The organism is Flavobacterium pallidum, assembly GCF_003097535.1.
In the GTDB taxonomy this organism is placed as follows: Bacteria; Bacteroidota; Bacteroidia; order Flavobacteriales; family Flavobacteriaceae; genus Flavobacterium; species Flavobacterium pallidum.
Window position 1 is genome coordinate 1,530,694 of record NZ_CP029187.1, and the last position, 20,861, is coordinate 1,551,554.

General features: G+C 45.0%; 14 protein-coding genes. 13 read left to right on the forward strand and 1 reads right to left on the reverse strand.

What is annotated here, in order from left to right; translation table 11 throughout:
* The first annotated feature begins 10 nt into the window (after positions 1-10).
* Positions 11-967, forward strand: coding sequence for a methylenetetrahydrofolate reductase [NAD(P)H] (gene metF, locus HYN49_RS06125; RefSeq protein ID WP_108903296.1), 957 nt, complete (start codon positions 11-13; stop codon positions 965-967).
* A gap of 14 nt (positions 968-981) precedes the next feature.
* Here the strand turns inward: metF and gldA are convergent, their stop codons facing one another.
* The gene (gene gldA / locus HYN49_RS06130; protein WP_108903297.1) at positions 982-1,878 is read right to left on the reverse strand and encodes a gliding motility-associated ABC transporter ATP-binding subunit GldA; all 897 of its coding nucleotides are present in this window, start codon (positions 1,876-1,878) and stop codon (positions 982-984) included.
* Positions 1,879-2,185: 307 nt separating this feature from the next.
* On the opposite strand from gldA, the gene HYN49_RS06135 reads away from it, so the two are divergent.
* The 12 genes from HYN49_RS06135 to HYN49_RS06190 all read left to right on the forward strand — a co-directional run bounded on the left by HYN49_RS06135 (position 2,186) and on the right by HYN49_RS06190 (position 20,860).
* Entirely contained in the window at positions 2,186-3,268 is a 1,083-nt protein-coding gene (locus tag HYN49_RS06135) for a bifunctional 3-deoxy-7-phosphoheptulonate synthase/chorismate mutase type II (protein ID WP_108903298.1), read from the forward strand.
* 164 nt (positions 3,269-3,432) lie between these two features.
* Positions 3,433-5,088 (forward strand): hypothetical protein, encoded by a 1,656-nt coding sequence (locus tag HYN49_RS06140; protein WP_108903299.1) that lies wholly within the window; start codon positions 3,433-3,435, stop codon positions 5,086-5,088.
* A gap of 97 nt (positions 5,089-5,185) precedes the next feature.
* The gene (locus HYN49_RS06145) at positions 5,186-5,386 is read left to right on the forward strand and encodes a hypothetical protein (RefSeq protein WP_108903300.1); all 201 of its coding nucleotides are present in this window, start codon (positions 5,186-5,188) and stop codon (positions 5,384-5,386) included.
* Between the two features lie 280 nt (positions 5,387-5,666).
* Entirely contained in the window at positions 5,667-7,619 is a 1,953-nt protein-coding gene (locus HYN49_RS06150; protein ID WP_108904979.1) for a T9SS type A sorting domain-containing protein, read from the forward strand.
* A gap of 25 nt (positions 7,620-7,644) precedes the next feature.
* Positions 7,645-14,784 carry a DUF6443 domain-containing protein gene (locus HYN49_RS06155; RefSeq protein ID WP_108903301.1) on the forward strand — a complete coding sequence of 2,380 codons (7,140 nt, stop codon included), beginning with the start codon at positions 7,645-7,647 and terminating at the stop codon, positions 14,782-14,784.
* Positions 14,785-14,805: 21 nt separating this feature from the next.
* Positions 14,806-15,408 carry a hypothetical protein gene (locus HYN49_RS15085; RefSeq protein ID WP_146185058.1) on the forward strand — a complete coding sequence of 201 codons (603 nt, stop codon included), beginning with the start codon at positions 14,806-14,808 and terminating at the stop codon, positions 15,406-15,408.
* 182 nt (positions 15,409-15,590) lie between these two features.
* A complete protein-coding gene (locus HYN49_RS15235; protein WP_245892272.1) occupies positions 15,591-15,866 on the forward strand; it encodes a hypothetical protein in 276 nt (91 codons plus the stop codon).
* On the forward strand, positions 15,808-16,281 hold the full coding sequence (locus tag HYN49_RS06165) for an RHS repeat domain-containing protein (RefSeq protein ID WP_245892274.1): 474 nt from the start codon (positions 15,808-15,810) through the stop codon (positions 16,279-16,281). The genes HYN49_RS15235 and HYN49_RS06165 overlap by 59 nt, the downstream gene beginning before the upstream one ends.
* A 64-nt stretch (positions 16,282-16,345) precedes the next feature.
* A complete protein-coding gene (locus tag HYN49_RS06170; RefSeq protein WP_108903303.1) occupies positions 16,346-16,747 on the forward strand; it encodes a hypothetical protein in 402 nt (133 codons plus the stop codon).
* 724 nt (positions 16,748-17,471) lie between these two features.
* Entirely contained in the window at positions 17,472-18,452 is a 981-nt protein-coding gene (rsgA, locus tag HYN49_RS06180; RefSeq protein ID WP_108903305.1) for a ribosome small subunit-dependent GTPase A, read from the forward strand.
* The gene (gene dtd / locus HYN49_RS06185) at positions 18,449-18,901 is read left to right on the forward strand and encodes a D-aminoacyl-tRNA deacylase (protein WP_108903306.1); all 453 of its coding nucleotides are present in this window, start codon (positions 18,449-18,451) and stop codon (positions 18,899-18,901) included. The genes rsgA and dtd overlap by 4 nt, the downstream gene beginning before the upstream one ends.
* Before the next feature lie 48 nt (positions 18,902-18,949).
* Positions 18,950-20,860: a DUF3857 domain-containing protein gene (locus HYN49_RS06190; RefSeq protein ID WP_108903307.1), complete on the forward strand. Its 1,911-nt coding sequence runs from the start codon at positions 18,950-18,952 to the stop codon at positions 20,858-20,860.
* The last annotated feature ends 1 nt before the right edge of the window (position 20,861 follow it).

Here is a 20,861-nt window from a genome sequence, read left to right on the forward strand (position 1 = left end):
CCCATATGAAATGAAAGTCACGCAACATATAGAAAACGCCCAGGGGAAATCACTGTTTTCGTTTGAAATACTACCGCCGTTGAAAGGGCAGAACATCCGTTCGATTTTTGACAGCATCGATCCGCTGATGGAGTTTAATCCGCCGTTTATCGATGTGACCTACCATCGCGAGGAATTCGAATTTAAGGAACTCGGGAACGGTTTGCTGGAGAAAAAAATCGTGAAAAAGCGCCCGGGAACTGTCGGGATTTGTGCGGCGATACAGAACAAATACCAGGTGGATGCGATCCCGCACATCCTATGTGGCGGCTTTACCAAAGAAGATACCGAGAATTTCCTGATTGACATCGATTTCCTTGGCATACAAAATGTCGTGGCTCTGCGCGGCGACGCGATCAAGAGCGAGATTTATTTCAGGCCGGAAAAAGAAGGGCATCATTATGCGTCAGAATTGGTGACACAGATTGACAACCTGAACAAGGGCATTTACCTCGATCCGGATTTGCAGAATTCGGCCCAGACGGACTTTTGCATCGGTGTGGCGGGTTATCCGGAAAAGCATATGGAAGCGCCGAGCCCGGACAGCGATATTTATTTCCTGAAGCAGAAAATCAGGAACGGCGCGGAATACATCATTACGCAAATGTTTTTCGACAACAAAAAGTACTTTGATTTTGTTGCGAAATGCCGTGCAGAAGGCATTACGGTCCCAATCATTCCGGGACTGAAACCGATTGCGACAAAGAAACAGCTTAATATGATCCCGCATCGTTTTAAAGTGGATTTGCCCGATGAGCTGATCATGTCGGTAGTGAAAGCCAAAGACAATGATGCCGTGAAGCAAATCGGGATTGAATGGTGCATTCAGCAAAGCCAGGAATTGCTCAAAGCCGGAATCCCGGTACTGCATTATTATTCGATGGGGAAAGCGGAGAATATCAAGGCGATTGCGAAGGAGGTTTTTTGATTAAAAATTACGAATTACTTCCCTGTCACATCCCTGAAAATCGCCTCCAGGTTTTTGTTCTTTTGGTTTAATTGCAAAGTACGCAATCCATTAGCGCTGGCGAAGTCGAACACCGCAGGCCTCATGTCCACTTCTGAACGGAAGGTAAGTTCCCATGTCATGTCGTGTATGTTTTTGTAAGAAACCAATTCCGGAATCGCAGCAATCAATTGTTCTTCGACCTTGAAATCGAATTCTACTTCAATGATCTGTTCTGCCCTTTCCTTGAGGTTGGTCAGTTTCTTGTCAGTAACGATTTTGCCTTTGTCGATTATGATCACGCGGTCGCAAATCGCTTCGACTTCCTGCATGATGTGTGTGGAAAGAAAAACGGTTTTGTCCTTCCCGACATTGCGGATGACATTGCGGATTTCGACCAACTGGTTCGGGTCAAGCCCGGTAGTAGGTTCATCAAGGATCAATACGTCCGGATTGTGTAGTAAAGCATTTGCAAGTCCGACGCGTTGCCGGTATCCTTTAGACAATTGCCCTATCTTTTTATGGCTTTCCGGCGAAAGTCCTGTCAGTGCAATCACTTCTTCAATCCTTTGCTTTGGCATTTTATAGACATCGGCGTTGAAAGCCAGATATTCCCGGATGTAAAGATCGAGATACAACGGATTATGCTCGGGCAGGTAACCTACGGATTGCTGTACCGCCCTCTGGTTTGTATTGACGTTATGCCCGTTTACCGCAGCGGTACCTTCATCAGCACTGAGGTAAGTGGTCAGGATTTTCATCAATGTCGATTTCCCCGCGCCGTTCGGACCCAGGAAGCCAACGATTTCCCCCTTGTTTACTGTAAATGAAATGCTGTCCAGTGCTTTCTGGGTTCCGTAGTGCTTTGAAATATTGCTGACTTCTATTGACATGACAAAATGGGTTTTGGCAAAAGTAAATAATTGCAGCGTTAAATTTTTTCAAAAAAAATAATTCTTTTGTCGAAACGAAACCAAATTTTTATATTTTAGCCCTGATAACAAAAAAGCCGTGTTTATTGATCGCTTTTTGTGGCACCAATCCGTTTGCTTTTAAGCATGGTTGCTGTACGGTTATTTGAAAATTATTAATTCAAGACAAATATAAATCCCGGTGTGAATCGGGATTTTTTTATGCCTTTATCTAAATTAAGACACGGATGGCATTATCTTTGCGATCGGGTTCCACGCTGCAACTACTATGAAGAATAACATTGAAATGAGGAAATGGCTTGATGATTTCAAACTCGATCATCCACTGGTGATTGCCGGGCCGTGCAGTGCTGAAACCGAAAAGCAGGTGTTAAGGATCGCACACGAGTTAAAGCACTCGGATGCCAGTATCTTCAGGGCAGGGATCTGGAAGCCCAGGACACGGCCCGGAGGCTTTGAAGGCGTGGGTGCGATCGGGCTGAAGTGGCTGCAGAAAGCAAAAGCCGAAACCGGCCTGTTAATGGCAGTTGAAGTAGCGAATGCGACGCATGTGAAACTGGCCATCGACCACGACATCGATGTGCTGTGGATAGGCGCCAGGACGACCGTCAATCCGTTTGCGGTACAGGAAATCGCGGATGCCTTACAGGGGACCGACAAAATCGTTTTGGTGAAAAATCCGGTCAATCCCGATCTTGCCTTATGGATTGGCGGCGTGGAAAGGCTTTACAATGCCGGGATTAAGAAACTGGGCGTGATACACCGTGGGTTTTCAACTTATGAAAAAACCAAATACCGCAACATCCCCGAATGGCAGATTGCCATTTCATTGCAGAGCCGCTTTCCTGATTTGCCATTAATCTGTGATCCCTCGCACATCACAGGCAGGCGCGACATGATCCTGGAAGTGTCGCAACAGGCACTCGACCTGAATTATGACGGTTTGATGATTGAAACGCACGACGATCCTGACCATGCGTGGAGTGATGCCGCACAGCAGGTGACGCCATCTGCGCTGAAGATGATCTGCCAGAACCTGAAAATCAGGAGGCAAACATCGGACGAGGATGATTTCAATATGGAGATGATCAAGCTGCGCGCCAATATCGATGTGGCCGACAGTAAACTCATCGAAATACTGGGCAGCAGGATGAAGGTTTCGGAACAGATCGGAGCATTGAAAAAAGCAAAAAACGTAGCGGTGCTGCAAAACAAGCGCTGGAATGAAATCCTTGGCAAAATGATTTTGGAAGGAGAGCAAAAAGGGCTTAGTGAAGAATTTATCCTCAAGATCTTCAAGGCGATCCATCAGGAAAGCATCAGCCATCAGGAGAAGGTGATGCGTTCTTAATTTGCAGTCTCATTTAAGCCCAATACCTGAATACTGAGCCCAAACCCCGCTTACTTTTAATCAGCTGGCTTACGTAGTTGCAACTGGGACTGAAAACTTGTGAACAACCACATTTTTTCGTATCATCGCAGTCCATAAAAAACAATAAAACATAACCCGTTACAATGAAAAAAACGCTTTACACTGCCCTTATGGGTATTGTTTTGTGCTGCTTTTCCGGCAATGCACAGACAAAAATCGACAAATTATCCATCAATTACGGAGAAGAAATTACAGATGATTCCGGGAAAATCGTAAAGATTATCGGTGAAGCCAACGACCACATTTATACGTTGGTCCTTAAAGGCAAAAGCGATTACTCACTGAAGATTTTCGATTCCAAAGCCATGAAGCTCACCTCGAACAAGCCAATCATTATGCCTGAAATCAAGGATAAGGATGTGGATTTTGAAGATGTGTTCCTGCTGAATGATAAGATTTATGTTATCGGAAGCGTATACCACCGCAAGGATAAAGTCTTTACGCTGGTGGCTATCGGGGTTTCTGACAAGGGAATCCTGTCCAAGGACCAGATCACGCTTTTTGAATCCAAGGTGGCCAGGAGCTCTGATCGCGGCGGATTCTACTTCAGGAAATCGCCCGATGAACGGATGCTGTTGGTGATGCATACCGCACTTTTTGATAAGGAAGATGCGATGAAGTATGAAATCAAACTTTTTGACGAAAACATGAATCAGGCTTTCTTTACAGAGGACAAAGTGTCTTTTGACGACAATAAGAAGGATTTCCAGTTTACGATTTCGGATTTCGACGTGAATGACAACGATGATGTTTTTTTGGTGGTGAACGAAGGTTATCGCGACAATAAAAAGAAAGAACATGTAGAGAAGTTTCAATTATTCCTGTTCAAAAACCAAAACAACTACACAAAAGAAGTAGTCAATATTGATGTAACCGACAAGGAAATCATCAACTGTAAAATGCTTTCTACCAACAATGGCATCGTACACCTCACCGGATTTTATTCAAGCGTCAGGGAAAGCGGGCGTGCCAACTGGGATTTGAAGGGCGTTTACAATGCGACGGTAAACCTTTCGGGAAACACCGTGGGCAACCTGGTATTTAACGAATTTGATTATGCTACTAAAGTAAAATTGCTTGGCGAAAGGAAGGCCAAGAAAGGCAGGGATGTCAAACCATTGTATAACATCCATTCCATTATCGAGAAAAATGACGGCGGCCTCATCGTGTTGTCAGAATACCAGACCGTATACGTCGGGCAGACGAGCGGTATCGGACCCCTCGGATTCACGCCGATCACCTACACCACCAATGAAATCATCGTGACCAGCCTGAAGCCCGACGGCACACTGGACTGGAGCAATGTAGTGCCAAAGGAGCAGTCTGCGAGCATCACCGTAACGAGTTTCAACCTGTTTGCAGTGGTTGGTTCTGGAAATTTCAGGGTTGGGGTCAGCCTTACTTTCCCGTTGGGCGTTATGGGCAAAGGGCCGGAATACCTGAGTGCCATCCCGATTTACAGCAATGGTGAACTCAACATCGTTTTTAATGACAATGCCAAAAACAAAGGTGTCACCGATATCGAGAAAATCAAGTCACTGGGCAACTACAACAACTCAGTGCCTACCTTATTCACTTTTGATGATAAAGGAAACATCACCAGGAAGGACCCTGATGAAATCGTGAAGCACCAGGTGGTGATCCGCCCGGGTGTGTACTGCAGGAAAAGTGCGAATGAATACATTATTTATGCTTCAAGGAAATCCCAGGATAAGCTGGGGCGGATGTTTTTGGATTAAGCTTTTTACAGAAATAGAGTGGGCAGTACGTGCAGGATTATATTGCACGACTGCCCATTTTTGTTTTATGAGCGATAATTATAGGTAACGCATTTCAATGCGCGCAGAATATGCTCCCCCTTCGGGCAATGAATTGAACTGGAAATTGCCTTTGCTGTTTGCGGTAAACGGCTCTGCATCGATGTTGATGGCGACGTGCTCCAGCGGGGCGGATGCACAGTCGTGTGCGCCGCGTGTACATCCATCCGGAACCCGTACACAGTCATCAGGAATGACTGCACGGCCGTTTTGGGATTGAAATGAACGGTGGGACGGTTACCATCTACACTACCGGGTAATTCATTATTCTGTTCAGTAACGACATTGTATAATCTTCATTAGATCAGTGAAATGATTGTTTTTACAGCATTAAACCAAGTATTTTTACGGTTATATTTTTGCGAAATCAGCAAGCGATTTTTTGATTTTGGTGTAGTAAATTTATCCTGTTCCCACATATGCCCTAAAGTAAAATGGGAAGAAAAGGACTGTTTCCCCAAGAGACTCCTCCAGACCGAAAACACTTAAAACACCATATCATGAAGACAACCGCCCTGTTTGTGTTGTTGCTGTTGCCTGTCTTTGCCGCTGCGCAGGACATCCAATGGGAACAGTCCTATGGCGGCCGCCAGGCCGACTATCTCTTCGATGTACAACCTACCGCCGATTATGGCTTTATCCTTGCGGGGAGTTCGCTGTCCACCGCCTCCGGCAATAAAGCCGACGGGCCCATTGGTGGCGACCTGGACTACTGGGTGTGGAAGATGGATGAGCGTGGCCGCGAAGAATGGCAAAAATCCTTCGGTGGCTCTGGCAGCGATTTATTGCAATCATTAAAATGTACCCCTGATGGCGGTTTTATACTCGCAGGCACCTCCAATTCCCAAAAGGGTAAGGGTAAAGCCAAGGAAGGTTTTGGCGGCAATGATTACTGGGTCATCAAGCTCAATGCCAAAGGCGAAGAAGAATGGCAGAAAACGTACGGCGGTGTCGGGCAGGACGATTTAATCACTGTCATTGCTACACGCGACGGCGGTTATCTGATCGGCGGCAACTCCGCTTCCTCGCGAATCAATGATGGTGCACAACCATTGCCCTGTTCCAAAAAAGAGGACAGCCGCGGCAATATGGATTACTGGATCATCAAGGTCGACAGTAAAGGCGAGGAACAATGGCAGCATACCTATGGCGGCAAATATGCAGACATGCTCAAAAGCATGGAGCAGACCACTGATGGAGGCTATATTTTAGGAGGATACTCCAACAGTCCAGCGGGTATTGGGCAGGCACTGTCAAAGCATGTAACATCAAGTGAAAAAGAAGCAGGCAACTTCGGCAAAGGAAATGACTACTGGGTACTGAAACTGGATAAGGACGGTGGTATCACATGGCAGCGCACACTGGGCGGGGATATGGACGACCAGTTGTTTGCAGTGCACCAGACTTATGATAAAGGTTATATCCTGGGCGGGAATTCGAACAGCAGCGCTACGGGAAACAAAAGTAAAACCAATGGTGACGGCACCGATTTCTGGGTGGTAAAACTCAATGAACAAGGCAATATTCTCTGGCAGCAGACCTATGATTTTGGCAAGGCGGACATCCTGACCTCCATTGTAGAAAATGAAGACCACAGCTTTGTGATTGGCGGTTTTGCACAGTCCGAGAAAGTGAAGGACAGTGAAGGCATCAACGACTACATCCTGCTCAAGGTTTCCGAAAAAGGAGACGTACTCTGGGATAAATCCGTCGGGAGTGATGGAGAGGACATCCTGCGTAAAGCCATCATGACGCGCGATGGCGGGTATTTGCTGGCAGGTACTTCAAATCCGGAACAAGTCAGGAAGTCCGCAAGACCGAAAGACAAAAAATTAGTGAACGGCGTGGATACTTCCGGACAGCTTGCCGGTGCCGAAAAAGCACAGAAAGCCATGGACGATGCTGTAAACGAAGGTACTGATAAGATAAACGATTATTATAAAGATAAAGTGGATGCCGGAGCCAATGCCATGAAAGAGGCACTGGGCCAAAAGGAGGATTCACGCGCTAAGGTGGGATTCGGCCAGGCTGGAAATGTATTGGGAACGGGACACGGAACGCAGAGTAACGGACACAATGGCGGTGCAGCCGGGCAGCAGCGAGGCCCTAAACAAGGGCTTGGCGCATCACGCGAGAAGAAAACCAACTATGGCGGCAAGGATTTCTGGGTCGTGAAATTAAAGGATAAAAATAAAGGCGAGGAAGAAAAAGCCAAAATCGAGGCATTCCCAAATCCCGCTGTATCGTTCACAAATGTGGTGATTGGTTTTGATTTTGACAGGGGCACCGCTGAGGTTTATGACTTATCCGGGCGGCAGCTGCAATCGTTTAAGATTGATAGTCGTACAGTACCGGTAAATTTATCCTCTTATCCGGAAGGGATTTATATTGTGAAGATATCTACAAACAAAGGGGATGCTTCCATGAAAATCATAAAAGGCATTACCAAATAGTTTCCCAACTCCAAAATCAAGAACAATGAAGACAATTCAATCCATCATACAAAAAGCGGCTTTAATAGCTGTGTTATTTACCACACTATTATCGAATGCGCAGGAATTGGCAACCATGCCTTCCCTTCCTTCCATTACACCGCCTTCACCTACGGTTGCGGGCCTGATGCACTTTGAAGAAGTGCCTGTCGATAAATACACAGGGCAACCGGATATTACGATTCCGCTGGTTTCAAAGAATTTAGGGTCAGGACTGACACTGTCGGCAACGCTCAAATACAATACGATGGGTGTGCGTGTCAACGAACGCTCGGGTTGGACCGGTACGGGTTGGTCGCTGGATGCGGGCGGGGTCATCTCAAGGACGGTCCGTGGCGTTCCTGATGAGGCAAAAAAACCCACTTTATATGATACCCATAAGATTGCAACAGGAATTTACCACCTTGATGTATATTGGAATTATAATTCTTATTCCGAAGCCCAAAGAAGTGAATTCAGGTGGAACGTTAACGGGACCAGGTTGAATCGCTACGACTGTGAACCGGATCTGTACCAGTTTAGCGTGCTGGGGTATACGGGACGATTTATCGTCGATAAGGTTGGCTCGATTTTGGTGCCAAAACTATTAACAAAGGATAATGCTGTCAAGGTTGTTTTAGCGCCCGGTGATTATGATATGAATTACAACATCATCAGGTTTAAGGTAATCGATGCCAATGGGAATTCTTACCTTTTTGACCAGAAGGAAACCATCACGTCCACTACTTCTGCGGTCGCTGTTCCTTATAATAGTACTGAACCCATCGCGCCGTCAATGGACCATCCCATCACGAGCTATACTTCGTCCTGGCATTTGTCTGAGATCAGGGGGGCTTTAGGGCAGTTGTTAGCCACTTTTACATATGATGATTCAACCGAAGCTTATGATGGGGTGCCCAGCATTACAATCAATAAGGTAACCAACCTTAGTGATGTGGAACTCCACAATCCTTACAACACTTCCATGATACGCCCTGAAAGGAGCACCGCCACTACGGCTATTGTTGCAGAAACAAAGAAACTGGCTGGTATCTTTTTTAAAGATGGTACCAGGCTTGCATTCACGGTATCGGCCGCACACAGCCATCCCGAAACAGATGGCGTTTACCTGACAAAAGTTGAATATAAAAAGGGCACTAATACCCTTATTAAGGAATTTGACCTTAATTACGATGGCATAAATAACGGCCAAAGGTTATTCCTGGTGAAAGTTACGGAAAACGGTACGCTCGGATATGATTTGAAATACAATAACAAACAATTGCTGCCTTCATTCGGGGATCAAGAAAACGAGGATGAGTGGGGATATACCCGTACTTTTTTCAAAGGACATGTACCCGGCCATACCTATAACGAATACAATTGGCAGGCTTCTTATTATGGATTATTGGAAAGTATCAGCTATCCTACGGGAGGAAAGACAACATTCGGGTTCGAACCACATACTTATTCCTTCAACGGCAGCACACCGATTACAGATTTTAAGGCAAATCCACGCAATTACAATTATGGAACAAGCTCGCAGCGTTTTCATGTCAATTCCAGTGCCTGCAGGACTTACGGGTTTGGCAACACAAATACCTGTACTTTAAACCCCGTCAATACATTTCCGGGTTTCTACCTAACCCATGAGCAAATAATATATGCCAGCTACAGCGATGCAAGTGAACACGATTGCGGTGGAGCAGTAGGGATACCTCCGATAGCACTTTATGATATCGAGTTCTATAATACTGATACAAATACCGGCTATAAATTACCTCTGGCAAATTCGGAAGGCCTCCAAAAATTACTGCCTGAAGGACATTATATTTATAAGTTAAAGCCGACTACCTATCAATCTCCTGGTTTAGATCCTGAGGATCCGGAGAATCCTGGTAATGGACCGGTTCAGGGTATCGACCTTTATATAAAAATCCGTCTTGAATTTGAAGAATATTTCGAAGCCTACAAACATCTTATCGGCGGAGGTGTCAGGATTGCCAATATCATGTTTTATGAAGGATCCGAACTGAAAAGGCGCGTTCAATACAACTATTCCGAGCATGGCCAGGAGTTTCCGGACCAGGATGGTTACATTGAAGGCTCAGACCTTAGCCCCTACTTTTTATCTTCGGGGGCTATTGACAGCAGGCTTGATCATATCAGGAAAACGTATGAATTCGGGGAGCAGAAACAATTGTTTTACGGAGGTACAGGTTCGATATTTTTTGGCGCTACAGGCGTGGGGTATGAGGTCACTACCAATGAAATCGGGGCGGAACTTTCGAAAGGGAACTATGTAGGTTACAAATCTGTACGCGTGAGTGAAACTGATAATGGGTTTACAGACTACACCTACAGTTCTGCAAGGGAATGGCCAAGCCCGCCGACGACATTCGTTTATCCATTCCGGCCATCTATGAATCTTGATTACAAACGCGGGCTGCTTTTCCGAACCAGCGTGTTCAGGAATGACGGTAAAAAGATTTCTGTAAATGACAATTCATATTGTTATCAGGAGGATGTGGTCGCCGTTACCCATACCATAGGCGAAACATCGTGCAGCTGGAAACAATTTTTCGATACCTATGATGACTACGCAAATATTACGGGTTATTTTGACAGGCATCCCGGTTGCTGCCTTCCCGGAGGCGTGCTTAACTGCGGTCCTTCAGCACCGTTCAGCTATGTTTCGGATGACCTGAAAGCAGGATGGGCAAAACTTACCGGAAGTGTGAAGAAAGAATACTTCTATAACGGTTCCTCTACAAATATGGTGGAGACCAGCGATTCATTTGTATATAATGATTTAAACTATCAGGTCAAGACTCAGGAGAGGCTTATCAAGGAAGGCAGTGTGATACAGCATTATAAGACAGCGTATGAATATCCTGTAGGTGATTATGATTTCGGCCTTTTTACGTCTTCTGAAAATGCCAGCATCACGGCCATGCGTAATGCCAATATCATCAACAGCCCGGTTACTGTAACTTATTCGAAAGATTCGGAACAGTTGCAGCAAGTGATCAATACTTACAGGTCTGACGGGCTTCCCGCAAGCGTACGTGTAAGCAAGGGGACGGGAACGCCTGAAACGCGGATCACCTACAACTCTTACGACGATTCAGGAAACATTCAGGATGTATCCATGCCCGGTGGCGCACATACTACTTATATCTGGGGATACAATAAAACGCTTCCTATTGCCAAGATAGAAAATGCTTCGTTTGATAAGGTTTATGGCGCGGTATTTCATCCAACGGGACCTCCACCGTATTTGGATGTCTTCAGTGAAGCTAACCTGCCAGCGATAAATGCGCTCAGGGATGCCCCGGCGTTTGATAAAGCGATGATTACTACGTTCGTGCATAACCCCGGAACCGGGCTGGTTTCATTAACCGATCCTAAAAAGGATTCACTTCATTTCTATTATGATACTTTTCAGAGGCTGATCGCCTCTACAGACAACCTCAATAATCTTGTAGGCATCAATAAATACCGTTACGCCAGCGAAGATGCTGCAGGTCACAATTGGGTTGAGACCACGCTGTTCAAAGAGGCGCTTCCGTATGATCCATTAGATGACTATACATCTGTTCCGGATGCAGATAAAACCGTCGGTATCACATACCTTGACGGTCTTGGCAGGCCTGTTCAGCAAATTGCAAAAGGGCAGTCGGGACTGGGACACGACCTCATTACTTTTATGAAATATGACATGCTGGGCAGGCAGCCTTTCCAGTACCTTCCATATGTCCGACAAGACAACAGTACCGAATTTGACACTAGTGCAGAATCAAACCAGGCCCTCTTTTATGCAGATACTTCCGGATCACTCACAGGCAATCCTGATTTCGAAAACACCACGAATCTTGGCGCTGAGACCAAATATGAAGCCTCACCCATGAAGAGGCCGATAGAACAGGCCGCACCGGGCAATGCCTGGGCAAGTGCTACAGAACACACACTGAAATCTGAAATCCTTAGTAACGATGCTAATGAAGTTAGGCTTTACAAGGTAACCGCCAATTGGAACCCCACTTTCGAAATCTATGATGCAACACTAAGCTACAGCAGCTATTATCCTCCAGGCGAGCTATACAAGTCGGTAGTGAAAGATGAAGACTGGAGAACTGGACAGCCCTATCCAAACGAGCATACTACCGCTGAATTCAAGAATCCGGAGGGCCGGGTAGTGTTGAAGAGGCGATATAAAGAAAATGAGACTTTCGATACGTATTATGTTTACGACCAATATGGCAACCTGAGCTTTGTAATCCCGCCTAAAGCAAACATCACTGAAGTCGCAACCTCTACGGATGCAATCAATGGGCTGTGTTACCAGTATCGTTACGACAGGCGAAACAGGCTTGCTGAGAAAAAGCTTCCAGGCAGGCAATGGGAATATATCGTATATGACAAACTGGACAGGGTTGCACTTACCGGCCCTGCTGCTTCCCCCTTTCTTGATGGCGGAACAGGATGGATTACAAACCGTTATGACGCATTGGGACGTGTTGTTTACACTGCGTGGAAAAGCCAGGCAGCAACTAGGGAAAACAGGAAATCACTTCAATTTGACCAGGATAATTCGTTTTTGCATGAGGTAGAGGCCGAAGCGCACAACATCAACGGTATCCTGGTTCCTTACAGTAACAATGTCAAGCCACAGGATGGGTTGCATATCCTGACTATCAATTACTATGACGATTACGACGAGACTCTGGCGCTGCCATTACCGACAGATATCGAGACCCAGCCCATACGGAACAACGTACACGGTATGGCTACCGGTAGCTGGGTGCGGGCGCTTGAAGGGGTCAATAATACGAATGGAACCAGTTCTTTTGTGCTGTATGACGAGAGGAGCAGGCCGGTAAGCACCTATTCCAAAAACTACATTGGCGGCCATACGCAGGTCAACACGCTGCTGGATTTTACGGGCAAGCCTGAATATACGCTGACGATGCACAGGCGTACCAATGCCGATGATGAAATCGTGTTGAAGGACAACTTTACATATGACGCGCAGGAGCGCCCTGTGTCGCACATCCACCAGATCGGCACAGGCACGCCCGAACTGCTGTCGTATAATCAATATGATGAACTTGGCCAGCTCATTGTAAAAAAGACCGGCGGACAGGATACTACCGGAAATACTTTTTACCAGCATATCGATTATTCGTACAACATACGCGGCTGGCTCACTAAAATTAACAATGTAAACGACCTGAACGATAGTTCCGGCATGCGCGACCTGTTTGCCTATAAGATCAATTACAACACCGTAGAACATACTATGCCCAACGTTACGAAACATTTTAACGGTAACATTGCCGAAACCTACTGGATCAGCGACAACGACGATACGCAACGCATGTACGGTTATGCGTATGATGTGCTGGACCGCCTTACCGATGCACATTATGCCAAGAATACCGATACCGGCACGCCTGTCATGATTGATTCGTATTACGAGCATGCATCCTATGACAAGAACGGCAATATAGGCACCCTGCAACGCAACGGGGAATATGACGACGATACCGATATCCTCCAGATCGACAGCCTTAGCTATACGTATAGCGAACAGAACCTAAACCGCCTGATCCGTGTTGACGATGACACTGATAACCCCAATGGCTTTAATGATGCGAATACGAACAGCAATGACTACGGGTATGACGACAACGGCAACATGACTTCAGACCTGAACAAGAACATCACGGCAATTACTTACAACCACCTGGACTTGCCGACGAAAGTGCAATTCGGTACAGGAGACAATTATATTACCTATCTTTACGATGCCACTGGCAATAAGCTAAAAAAAGTGGTTTACAAGATGGCGGACCCCGTCCCTGATCCGCCGTTGCCCAATGCGGAAGCGACGTATTACCTGGACGGTTTTCAGTACAAGAAGGGGATTTTGCAATTTTTCCCGACCAGCGAAGGCTATGTAAGGAACACGTTCTTTGATGATACGAACCATTTCAATTATGTGTATAACTATACGGACCATCTGGGGAACATCAGGCTGAGTTTTGGGTTTGATGATTATGATGCGACTGTGAAGATTCTGGAGGAGAACAACTATTACCCGTTCGGACTCAAGCATATGAACTACAACATGGGTAAGGTCGATTATGACAAGCTTTACCCTGATGGCGGGATCAGCCTGGTGCCACGAGCCCGCCTGCCTTACCAGTATAAATATAACGGCAAGGAACTGCAGACGGAGCTGGGATTGCAATGGTACGATTACGGCGCGCGCAACTATGATGCGGCGTTGGGACGTTGGATGAATATGGATCCATTGGCGGAGACTTCGCGACGATTTTCGCCGTATGCATATGCTTTGGACAATCCGGTGCGGTTTATTGATCCTGATGGTATGGAGGCGGATTCGACTGTGGATGCGGAGGTTGAAATGGGTGAAAAGAAGATTGATGGGGAGAGTGCTATTGAAGGTGATGACTGGATAAAAAGCCAAGAAACAGGTGCTTATGAATGGAGAAACGAAGTGACTTCTCAAAGTGACACCCCTGAGGGGTATTCTTATGTAGGGAAAGAAGATGTTGCGATAGTTCAGGATTTGTTCAACTCAGGCAATTCGTCAGTTTCTGACTGGGATACAGGATTGATTTCTACAGAAGATTTTGATAACCCCTATTCTGCAAGTGGTGCGGGTTTTAATAATATGAGTGCAAAGACTACTATGTCTGTAAATATTGCCGCCGATGTTACAACCACATATAATAGTGATGGAAGTATACAAAGCAAGCAGTTTAATGGCGTCAACATCAGTTCTTCTATTTCCGGAGAAGTGGTTGCTCCTTATCCAGGAGTAGAAATTAAGATGGTTGGCTTCAGTATGACATTGCAGGGGAATGAAATGAGTGCTTCCGTAATGAACAAGCAACCGGAGCTTAGGCGTGGTGGAGATGTGCCGACTTTAACATATTCAAGCCACTGGAATAGTACTTCAATACAAAACAACAGTGGAAAATCTTTTAATTTAAATTTTAACTTTAAAGGTCAATATTTTAATGGAACTTCAGGAATGTCACTCATAGGAGCATTCGGTAATACTGGTATTCCCAACACAACAAATTTATCAACATCAATTAAATTTTCTCACTAATCTCGTATTATCTTAACAGCAATGAAAATAATCTTTTGCATATTCTTTTTTACAATTTTGTCTTGTAATAGTTCAACAAGATATATATCAGATAGAGAATTAAATAATCTGGTAAATTCAGCGAATACTAAATTCTTTCAAACAAAGGATAGGGAGGTTTTATTAACGGTTTACAAAAAACTAAAATGTAATAAGAATTTTAAAAAGGAAGGTCTGACAGGAAATAATTCTTTACCAATCATAGCTCTTTTTATGAATTTGAACAAATATGATGAATTGGAAAAACTATTGATTGAAGATGAAAATATAAATACTTATTACAGGAAAAATACATTGAACGTTGTTCGTTACTTAAAGAATTTTAATAGGGATAAAGTGAAATCTCAATCATACATAAATGAGAATATTAATAGAATAACTGACTCAATCAGGAAGTCTCCAAAGGATTCGCTGCTATACGGTGATTATTTTGCTATGAGGATGTTTTTAAACGGAAAAGCAAAAACTCTTGTAGAAATTGACAGTATGCAGGCGGTGAATAAAAAATATTCTGAAATATTTTATGAATCGATTTTAAAGGACGCAGTAAAAGAATATCCGGATGATTATTTACCTGTAAAATAAGCAATAGCTGGTAATGTATCCGATCGCGCGGATGTTCAACGGTTAGATCGCGTGGATTTGCAATCCGTACCCACAACGCATATTAAAAAAGCTTTTCAGACTCATCCAGCAAAAACTGCAATCCGACGAGCGAAGGCTATGTAAGGAACACGTTCTTTGACGATACGAACCATTTTAATTATGTGTGTAACTACACGGACCATCTGGGGAACATCAGGCTGAGTTTTGGGTTTGATGATTATGATGCGACTGTGAAGATTCTGGAGGAGAACAACTATTACCCGTTCGGGCTCAAGCATATGAACTACAACATGGGTAAGGTCGATTATGACAAGCTTTACCCTGAGGGAGGAATCAGCCTGGTGCCGCGTTCACGCCTGCCTTACCAATATAAATATAATGGAAAAGGAACTGCAGAACGAACTGGGATTGCAATGGGACAATTACGGCGCGCGTAACTATGATGCGGCGTTGGGACGTTGGATGAATATAAATCCTTTGGCGGAGACTTCGCGACGGTTTTCGCCGTATGCATATGCTTTAGACAACCCGGTACGTTTTATTGATCCTGATGGTATGGAGGCGGATTCTACGGTGGATGCGGAGACGGATATTGGTTATGGGCGGAAAGTGGACATTAGAAACAATGTATCTGCTGTTAATTATTATGATTTTAGAGATGGGATTGGTGGGATTCGAGTGATGGAGACACTCATTACGAAGATGAAAATGGTAATACGTTGGCCAATACTAAAGATGGTAATAATGCAACAGTGGTTGTGTCAAACGAAAGAAGTGAGGCTTTCAAGAAAGAGTACGAAGGAACGTCAGTGCTCCTTCAGGATAGTGCGGCAAAAAATACTCAATGGATAGGTGAATATGGAGAAGGAATGGTTGCAGCACAGGGGCTACTGTTAAGCCTTGGGCGACTAAAGCAATGGGAGATAATACTGGAAGCCTTGTAAAGATTGGCATTGATCTGGGTATAACAGCAGGTTATGAAGGCCTAAAAGGAAAAACATTTAGAATCTTTAACAAAGGTGGAACGAATTTTAGCCCAAAAATTTATTCAGGATGGAAAGGCGGAAGTGCGGGGGAAATTAAAACTTATGGGCTTGGTGGTGCTACTAAATTACTTAACTATGCTGGAAAGGGTCTTGGATATTATGGTATGGCTGGATCAATATACGATACGGCAACTGGAAAATGTTCTATTGCAAGAGGTGGCGTTGATTTAGGTTTTGGCGCACTTGGAGTTTGGGGTGGCTGGCAGGGAGCACTAATATCTGCGAGTTATGAATTAGGTAAAGTTGCTGGTCCTAGTAAATGGTTTGACTAAATTATAAATTATGAAATTGTTTCTTTATCATTTTTTTTATAGGATGTATTGGTGGAATACTCAAATTGTTAAAGAGAAAAACTTTCCTGTCTTTTCTGCTTTGCTGGGCGTTAGCGTCTTCACTATGTTAAACATAACAACCATTATATTCGCCTATTTAGTTTTTGTCTTAAAAAATCCCCTCGCATATCCAAAATGGCTACATATAATCGTAAGTGCTTTTGCCCTCGTGTTAAATTATTTTATTTATGTTCACAAAAAAAAATATCTAAGTATTTTAAAAACCATGTCTGAAGTTGCCAAATCAAAGATTCGGGTTAGGGACGCATTATCAACTTTGTATATACTTCTCTCATTTAGCATGGTTGTTTGGATAGTGATATGCAGTAGGAATGCCTTAGGTATAAAGTAGACTACTGAGGTTTTCAACATCAAGACCCCGATCGCGCAGATTTGTACTCGAACGTAGCGAACAGACTGAAGGTAACCGTGCCCACGCTGCATCAAAATATAAAGCCACAACAACAGAGGCTTGAGGTTTATTCATCAAACATGTGGGTGGTTTTGGAAATGGTACGGGATCCCCAAAACGAACTAGGGCCCGCCGTGAAAAAGTTTACAGTAAGCAGTCACAGTTTGCAATTCACGTCCTGCACTGCTTACTGCCACTGCCCACTGAATACTGAACACTCCCCACTTCAACTGAAATCCCTATCTTTGCCGCATGACAGGAACGGTTTACAAATCGACGGGGAGCTGGTACACGGTAAAATCCGAAAGCGGGGATTTTATCGAATGCCGCATGAAAGGGAAATTCCGCATGCAGGGCATCAAGAGCACCAACCCGATTGCGGTGGGCGACATCGTGGACCTGGAGCTCGATGAGAAGTCGGATAAGACCACCGGTGTCATCCACCACATCCACGACAGGAAGAATTACATCATCCGCAAATCAGTGAACCTTTCCAAGCAGGTTCATATCATTGCGGCGAACATCGACCTGGTGTTCCTGCTCGTTACGATTGACAACCCACCTACCACCACTACCTTCATCGACCGTTTCCTGGTCACTGCCGAAGCGTATGATATCGAGGCGGTTTTGATTTTCAATAAAATCGATACGCTGACCGAACAGACGCTGGACGAGCAATTGTACCTGCAGCACATTTACCAGGAAATCGGGTACAAATGCCTGCGGATTTCGTCGACCGAAAAGAAAGGAATCGATAAGCTGCGCGACATGATGCTGGGGAAAGTAAGCATGTTTTCAGGGCATTCGGGTGTCGGGAAATCGACTTTGGTCAATGCAATCGAGCCCGATCTGAAACTGAAGACCACCGAGATTTCCGAGCAAAGCAAGCAGGGCCAGCATACGACGACTTTTGCAGAAATGTACGACCTTTCGTTTGATGCCACAATTATCGACACGCCGGGGATCAAAGGCTTTGGCATTGTGGATATGGAGAAAGGTGAAATCAGCGATTATTTCCCGGAATTCTTTAAGCTTAAAGAGCAGTGTAAATTCAACAACTGCCTGCACAAGGATGAGCCGCATTGTGCGATAAAAGCCGCACTGGAAGACGACCGCATTGCGTGGTCCCGCTATAAAAGCTACCTGCAGATCCTTGAAGGCGACGACGAGCATTACCGCACCGATATTTACAATGACGACCGCATGGCCAGCGACGAAACCCGCAAGTCATGAGGGTAGTCATTCAAAGGGTCTTATCGGCATCGGTGACGATTGATGGACAGGTTACCGCATCGATTGGCAGCGGACTGTTGGTGCTTCTTGGGATTGAAGAAACGGACAATAGGGAAGATATCAGTTGGCTGGTAAACAAAATTACCAACCTGCGGATTTTTGGAGATGAAAACAGTGTGATGAATCTTTCGGTGAATGACATCAAGGGTGACATCATTGTCGTAAGCCAGTTCACGCTTCATGCACAAACCAAAAAAGGAAACCGTCCTTCCTACATAAAAGCGGCGCGCCCGGAAACCGCCATCCCATTATACGAAGCATTTTTAAAGGAATTGCAGGCCGTTACCCCGAATAAAGTGCAAACCGGTACTTTCGGAGCCGACATGAAAGTGGCGCTGATTAATGACGGGCCGGTCACCATTTTGATTGATTCTAAAAACCGGGAATAAAGTTAAATATTTCTTAAAAAAGTTTACATTTGGTGAAATTGAAATCAAATGAAAGTGTATTTCCCGTGCGCTGTTTTTTTGCTTGTCTCGTGGGTAAGCTATTGCCAAAAAGAAAATTTTGCCGTCTCTCTGATTGCTGAAGAACTGAAAGAAAATGCCAATGCCGTGGTCCGTTTGTCTAAAACGGATATTGCCATAAATTCCCAGCGCAGCATGATCCTCACTGAAAAAAGGGCCGTTACTGTATGGAATGAATATGGGCTTGACGATATCAATGCGACAGCGTATTATGATTCCAAAAGGAAAATCAACAAAATCCAGGCTACTGTGTACGATGCTTCAGGAAAGGAAATAAAATCGTATAAGCGGAAGGATTTCAAGGATTTCAGCGCTGCCGACGGATTTTCGGTATTCCAGGACAACAGGCTGCTGCACCTCGATTATACTCCGGTACAATATCCGTTTACGTTCGTTTTCGAAAGCGAAGTGGAAACTTCCAATACTGCCTTAGTACCTTCCTGGGCACCCCTTGAGGGATATTATATCAGTACGGAAAAATCTGTAATAAATGTCACTTATCCCGAACCCCTGGGCTTTAAATACAAAGAGGACCATTTTTCGACGCAGTACGACCTGCAGCGTACTGAAAAACCAGGCAGCATCAGTTATACAGCCCAAAACCTGCGTGCGCTTAAGGGTGAAGAAAGCAGCCCCAAACTCACAGACATCGTTCCGGTCGTGTATATGAAAGTCGAGAAATTCAATCTCGAAGGTGTAGATGGTGCCGCAAAAACATGGGAAGAGTACGGGAAATGGTATTACGACAGCCTGCTTACAGGAACTGATGAGCTTCCGGAAGAATCCCGCGCCAAAATAAAGCAGCTCGTCGGGAATGAGAAGGATCCGCTTGAGATAGCCAGGATCGTCTATGAATATGTGCAAGGCAAAACCCGTTACGTCAGCATACAGGTGGGTATTGGCGGATACAAGCCCATGCTGGCCAAAGATGTCGATAAACTCGGTTATGGCGATTGTAAAGCACTGTCTAATTATACGCGGTCATTGCTAAAGGCGGTCAACGTCCCGGCTTATGATGTGCTTATCTATGGTGATCGGAACGTGCGTGGATTCCAGCCCGATTTTCCGGCGCTTCAGGGTAATCACATGATTTTATGCATCCCTGATGGCGACAAATTCATATGGCTGGAATGCACCAGCCAGACGACACCGTTCGGTTACCAGGGAACTTTTACCGATGGCAGGGAGGCGCTTGTCGTGACGCCTGAAGGGGGGCGTATCGTCAGGACACCGGATACCCCGGCGAGGGACAACAGCCAGATAAGTAAAGGGTCTTATAGCGTTTCTGCTGAAGGGAATCTTTCCGGAATGCTGCACATCAGTTCAAAAGGGACACAGTATGACAGCGTGTACCAGCATGAGGCTTTATCGGCGGAGGAGAAGGATAAGTTTTATAAAGAATATTTCCTTACCCTGAACAATCTCAAGTTAGAGAAGGTAAGTTACAAAAATGACAGGAAAGCAATCGATTTTGTACAGGACCTGCAGCTATCGGCAAAAGGATTTACGAGCGTTACCGGAAACAAAATGATATTTGCGGCGAATGTTTTCAATACCAATCCGAATACGCCGAAGCGCTATCGCAACCGCGAGAATCCTTTCCAGATTACACGCGGTTATTATGATTATGATGAAATTACCATCACACTCCCGGAAGGTTTTGACATAGAATTCCTGCCCCAGGATTTTGAATTGAAGAGCAAGTATGGCGAGTATCAGACCACGCTGAAGAAAAATACTGACGGAACGCTTACCTATACCAGGTCGGTGTTGATCAATAAAGGCCATTATGATAAGGCGGAATATGAACCGTACAGGCTTTTTCGTGAACAAATTGCAAAAAACGACAATGCTAAGATCGTACTAACCAAAAAACTATAAC

Coding starts and splice junctions, on each gene's coding strand:
- metF (WP_108903296.1), top strand. CDS start 11: ATGAAAGTCACGCAACATATAGAAAACGCCCAGGGGAAATCACTGTTT.
- gldA (WP_108903297.1), bottom strand. CDS start 1,878: ATGTCAATAGAAGTCAGCAATATTTCAAAGCACTACGGAACCCAGAAA.
- HYN49_RS06135 (WP_108903298.1), top strand. CDS start 2,186: ATGAAGAATAACATTGAAATGAGGAAATGGCTTGATGATTTCAAACTC.
- HYN49_RS06140 (WP_108903299.1), top strand. CDS start 3,433: ATGAAAAAAACGCTTTACACTGCCCTTATGGGTATTGTTTTGTGCTGC.
- HYN49_RS06145 (WP_108903300.1), top strand. CDS start 5,186: ATGCGCGCAGAATATGCTCCCCCTTCGGGCAATGAATTGAACTGGAAA.
- HYN49_RS06150 (WP_108904979.1), top strand. CDS start 5,667: ATGAAGACAACCGCCCTGTTTGTGTTGTTGCTGTTGCCTGTCTTTGCC.
- HYN49_RS06155 (WP_108903301.1), top strand. CDS start 7,645: ATGAAGACAATTCAATCCATCATACAAAAAGCGGCTTTAATAGCTGTG.
- HYN49_RS15085 (WP_146185058.1), top strand. CDS start 14,806: ATGAAAATAATCTTTTGCATATTCTTTTTTACAATTTTGTCTTGTAAT.
- HYN49_RS06165 (WP_245892274.1), top strand. CDS start 15,808: ATGGAAAAGGAACTGCAGAACGAACTGGGATTGCAATGGGACAATTAC.
- HYN49_RS06170 (WP_108903303.1), top strand. CDS start 16,346: ATGGGAGATAATACTGGAAGCCTTGTAAAGATTGGCATTGATCTGGGT.
- rsgA (WP_108903305.1), top strand. CDS start 17,472: ATGACAGGAACGGTTTACAAATCGACGGGGAGCTGGTACACGGTAAAA.
- dtd (WP_108903306.1), top strand. CDS start 18,449: ATGAGGGTAGTCATTCAAAGGGTCTTATCGGCATCGGTGACGATTGAT.
- HYN49_RS06190 (WP_108903307.1), top strand. CDS start 18,950: ATGAAAGTGTATTTCCCGTGCGCTGTTTTTTTGCTTGTCTCGTGGGTA.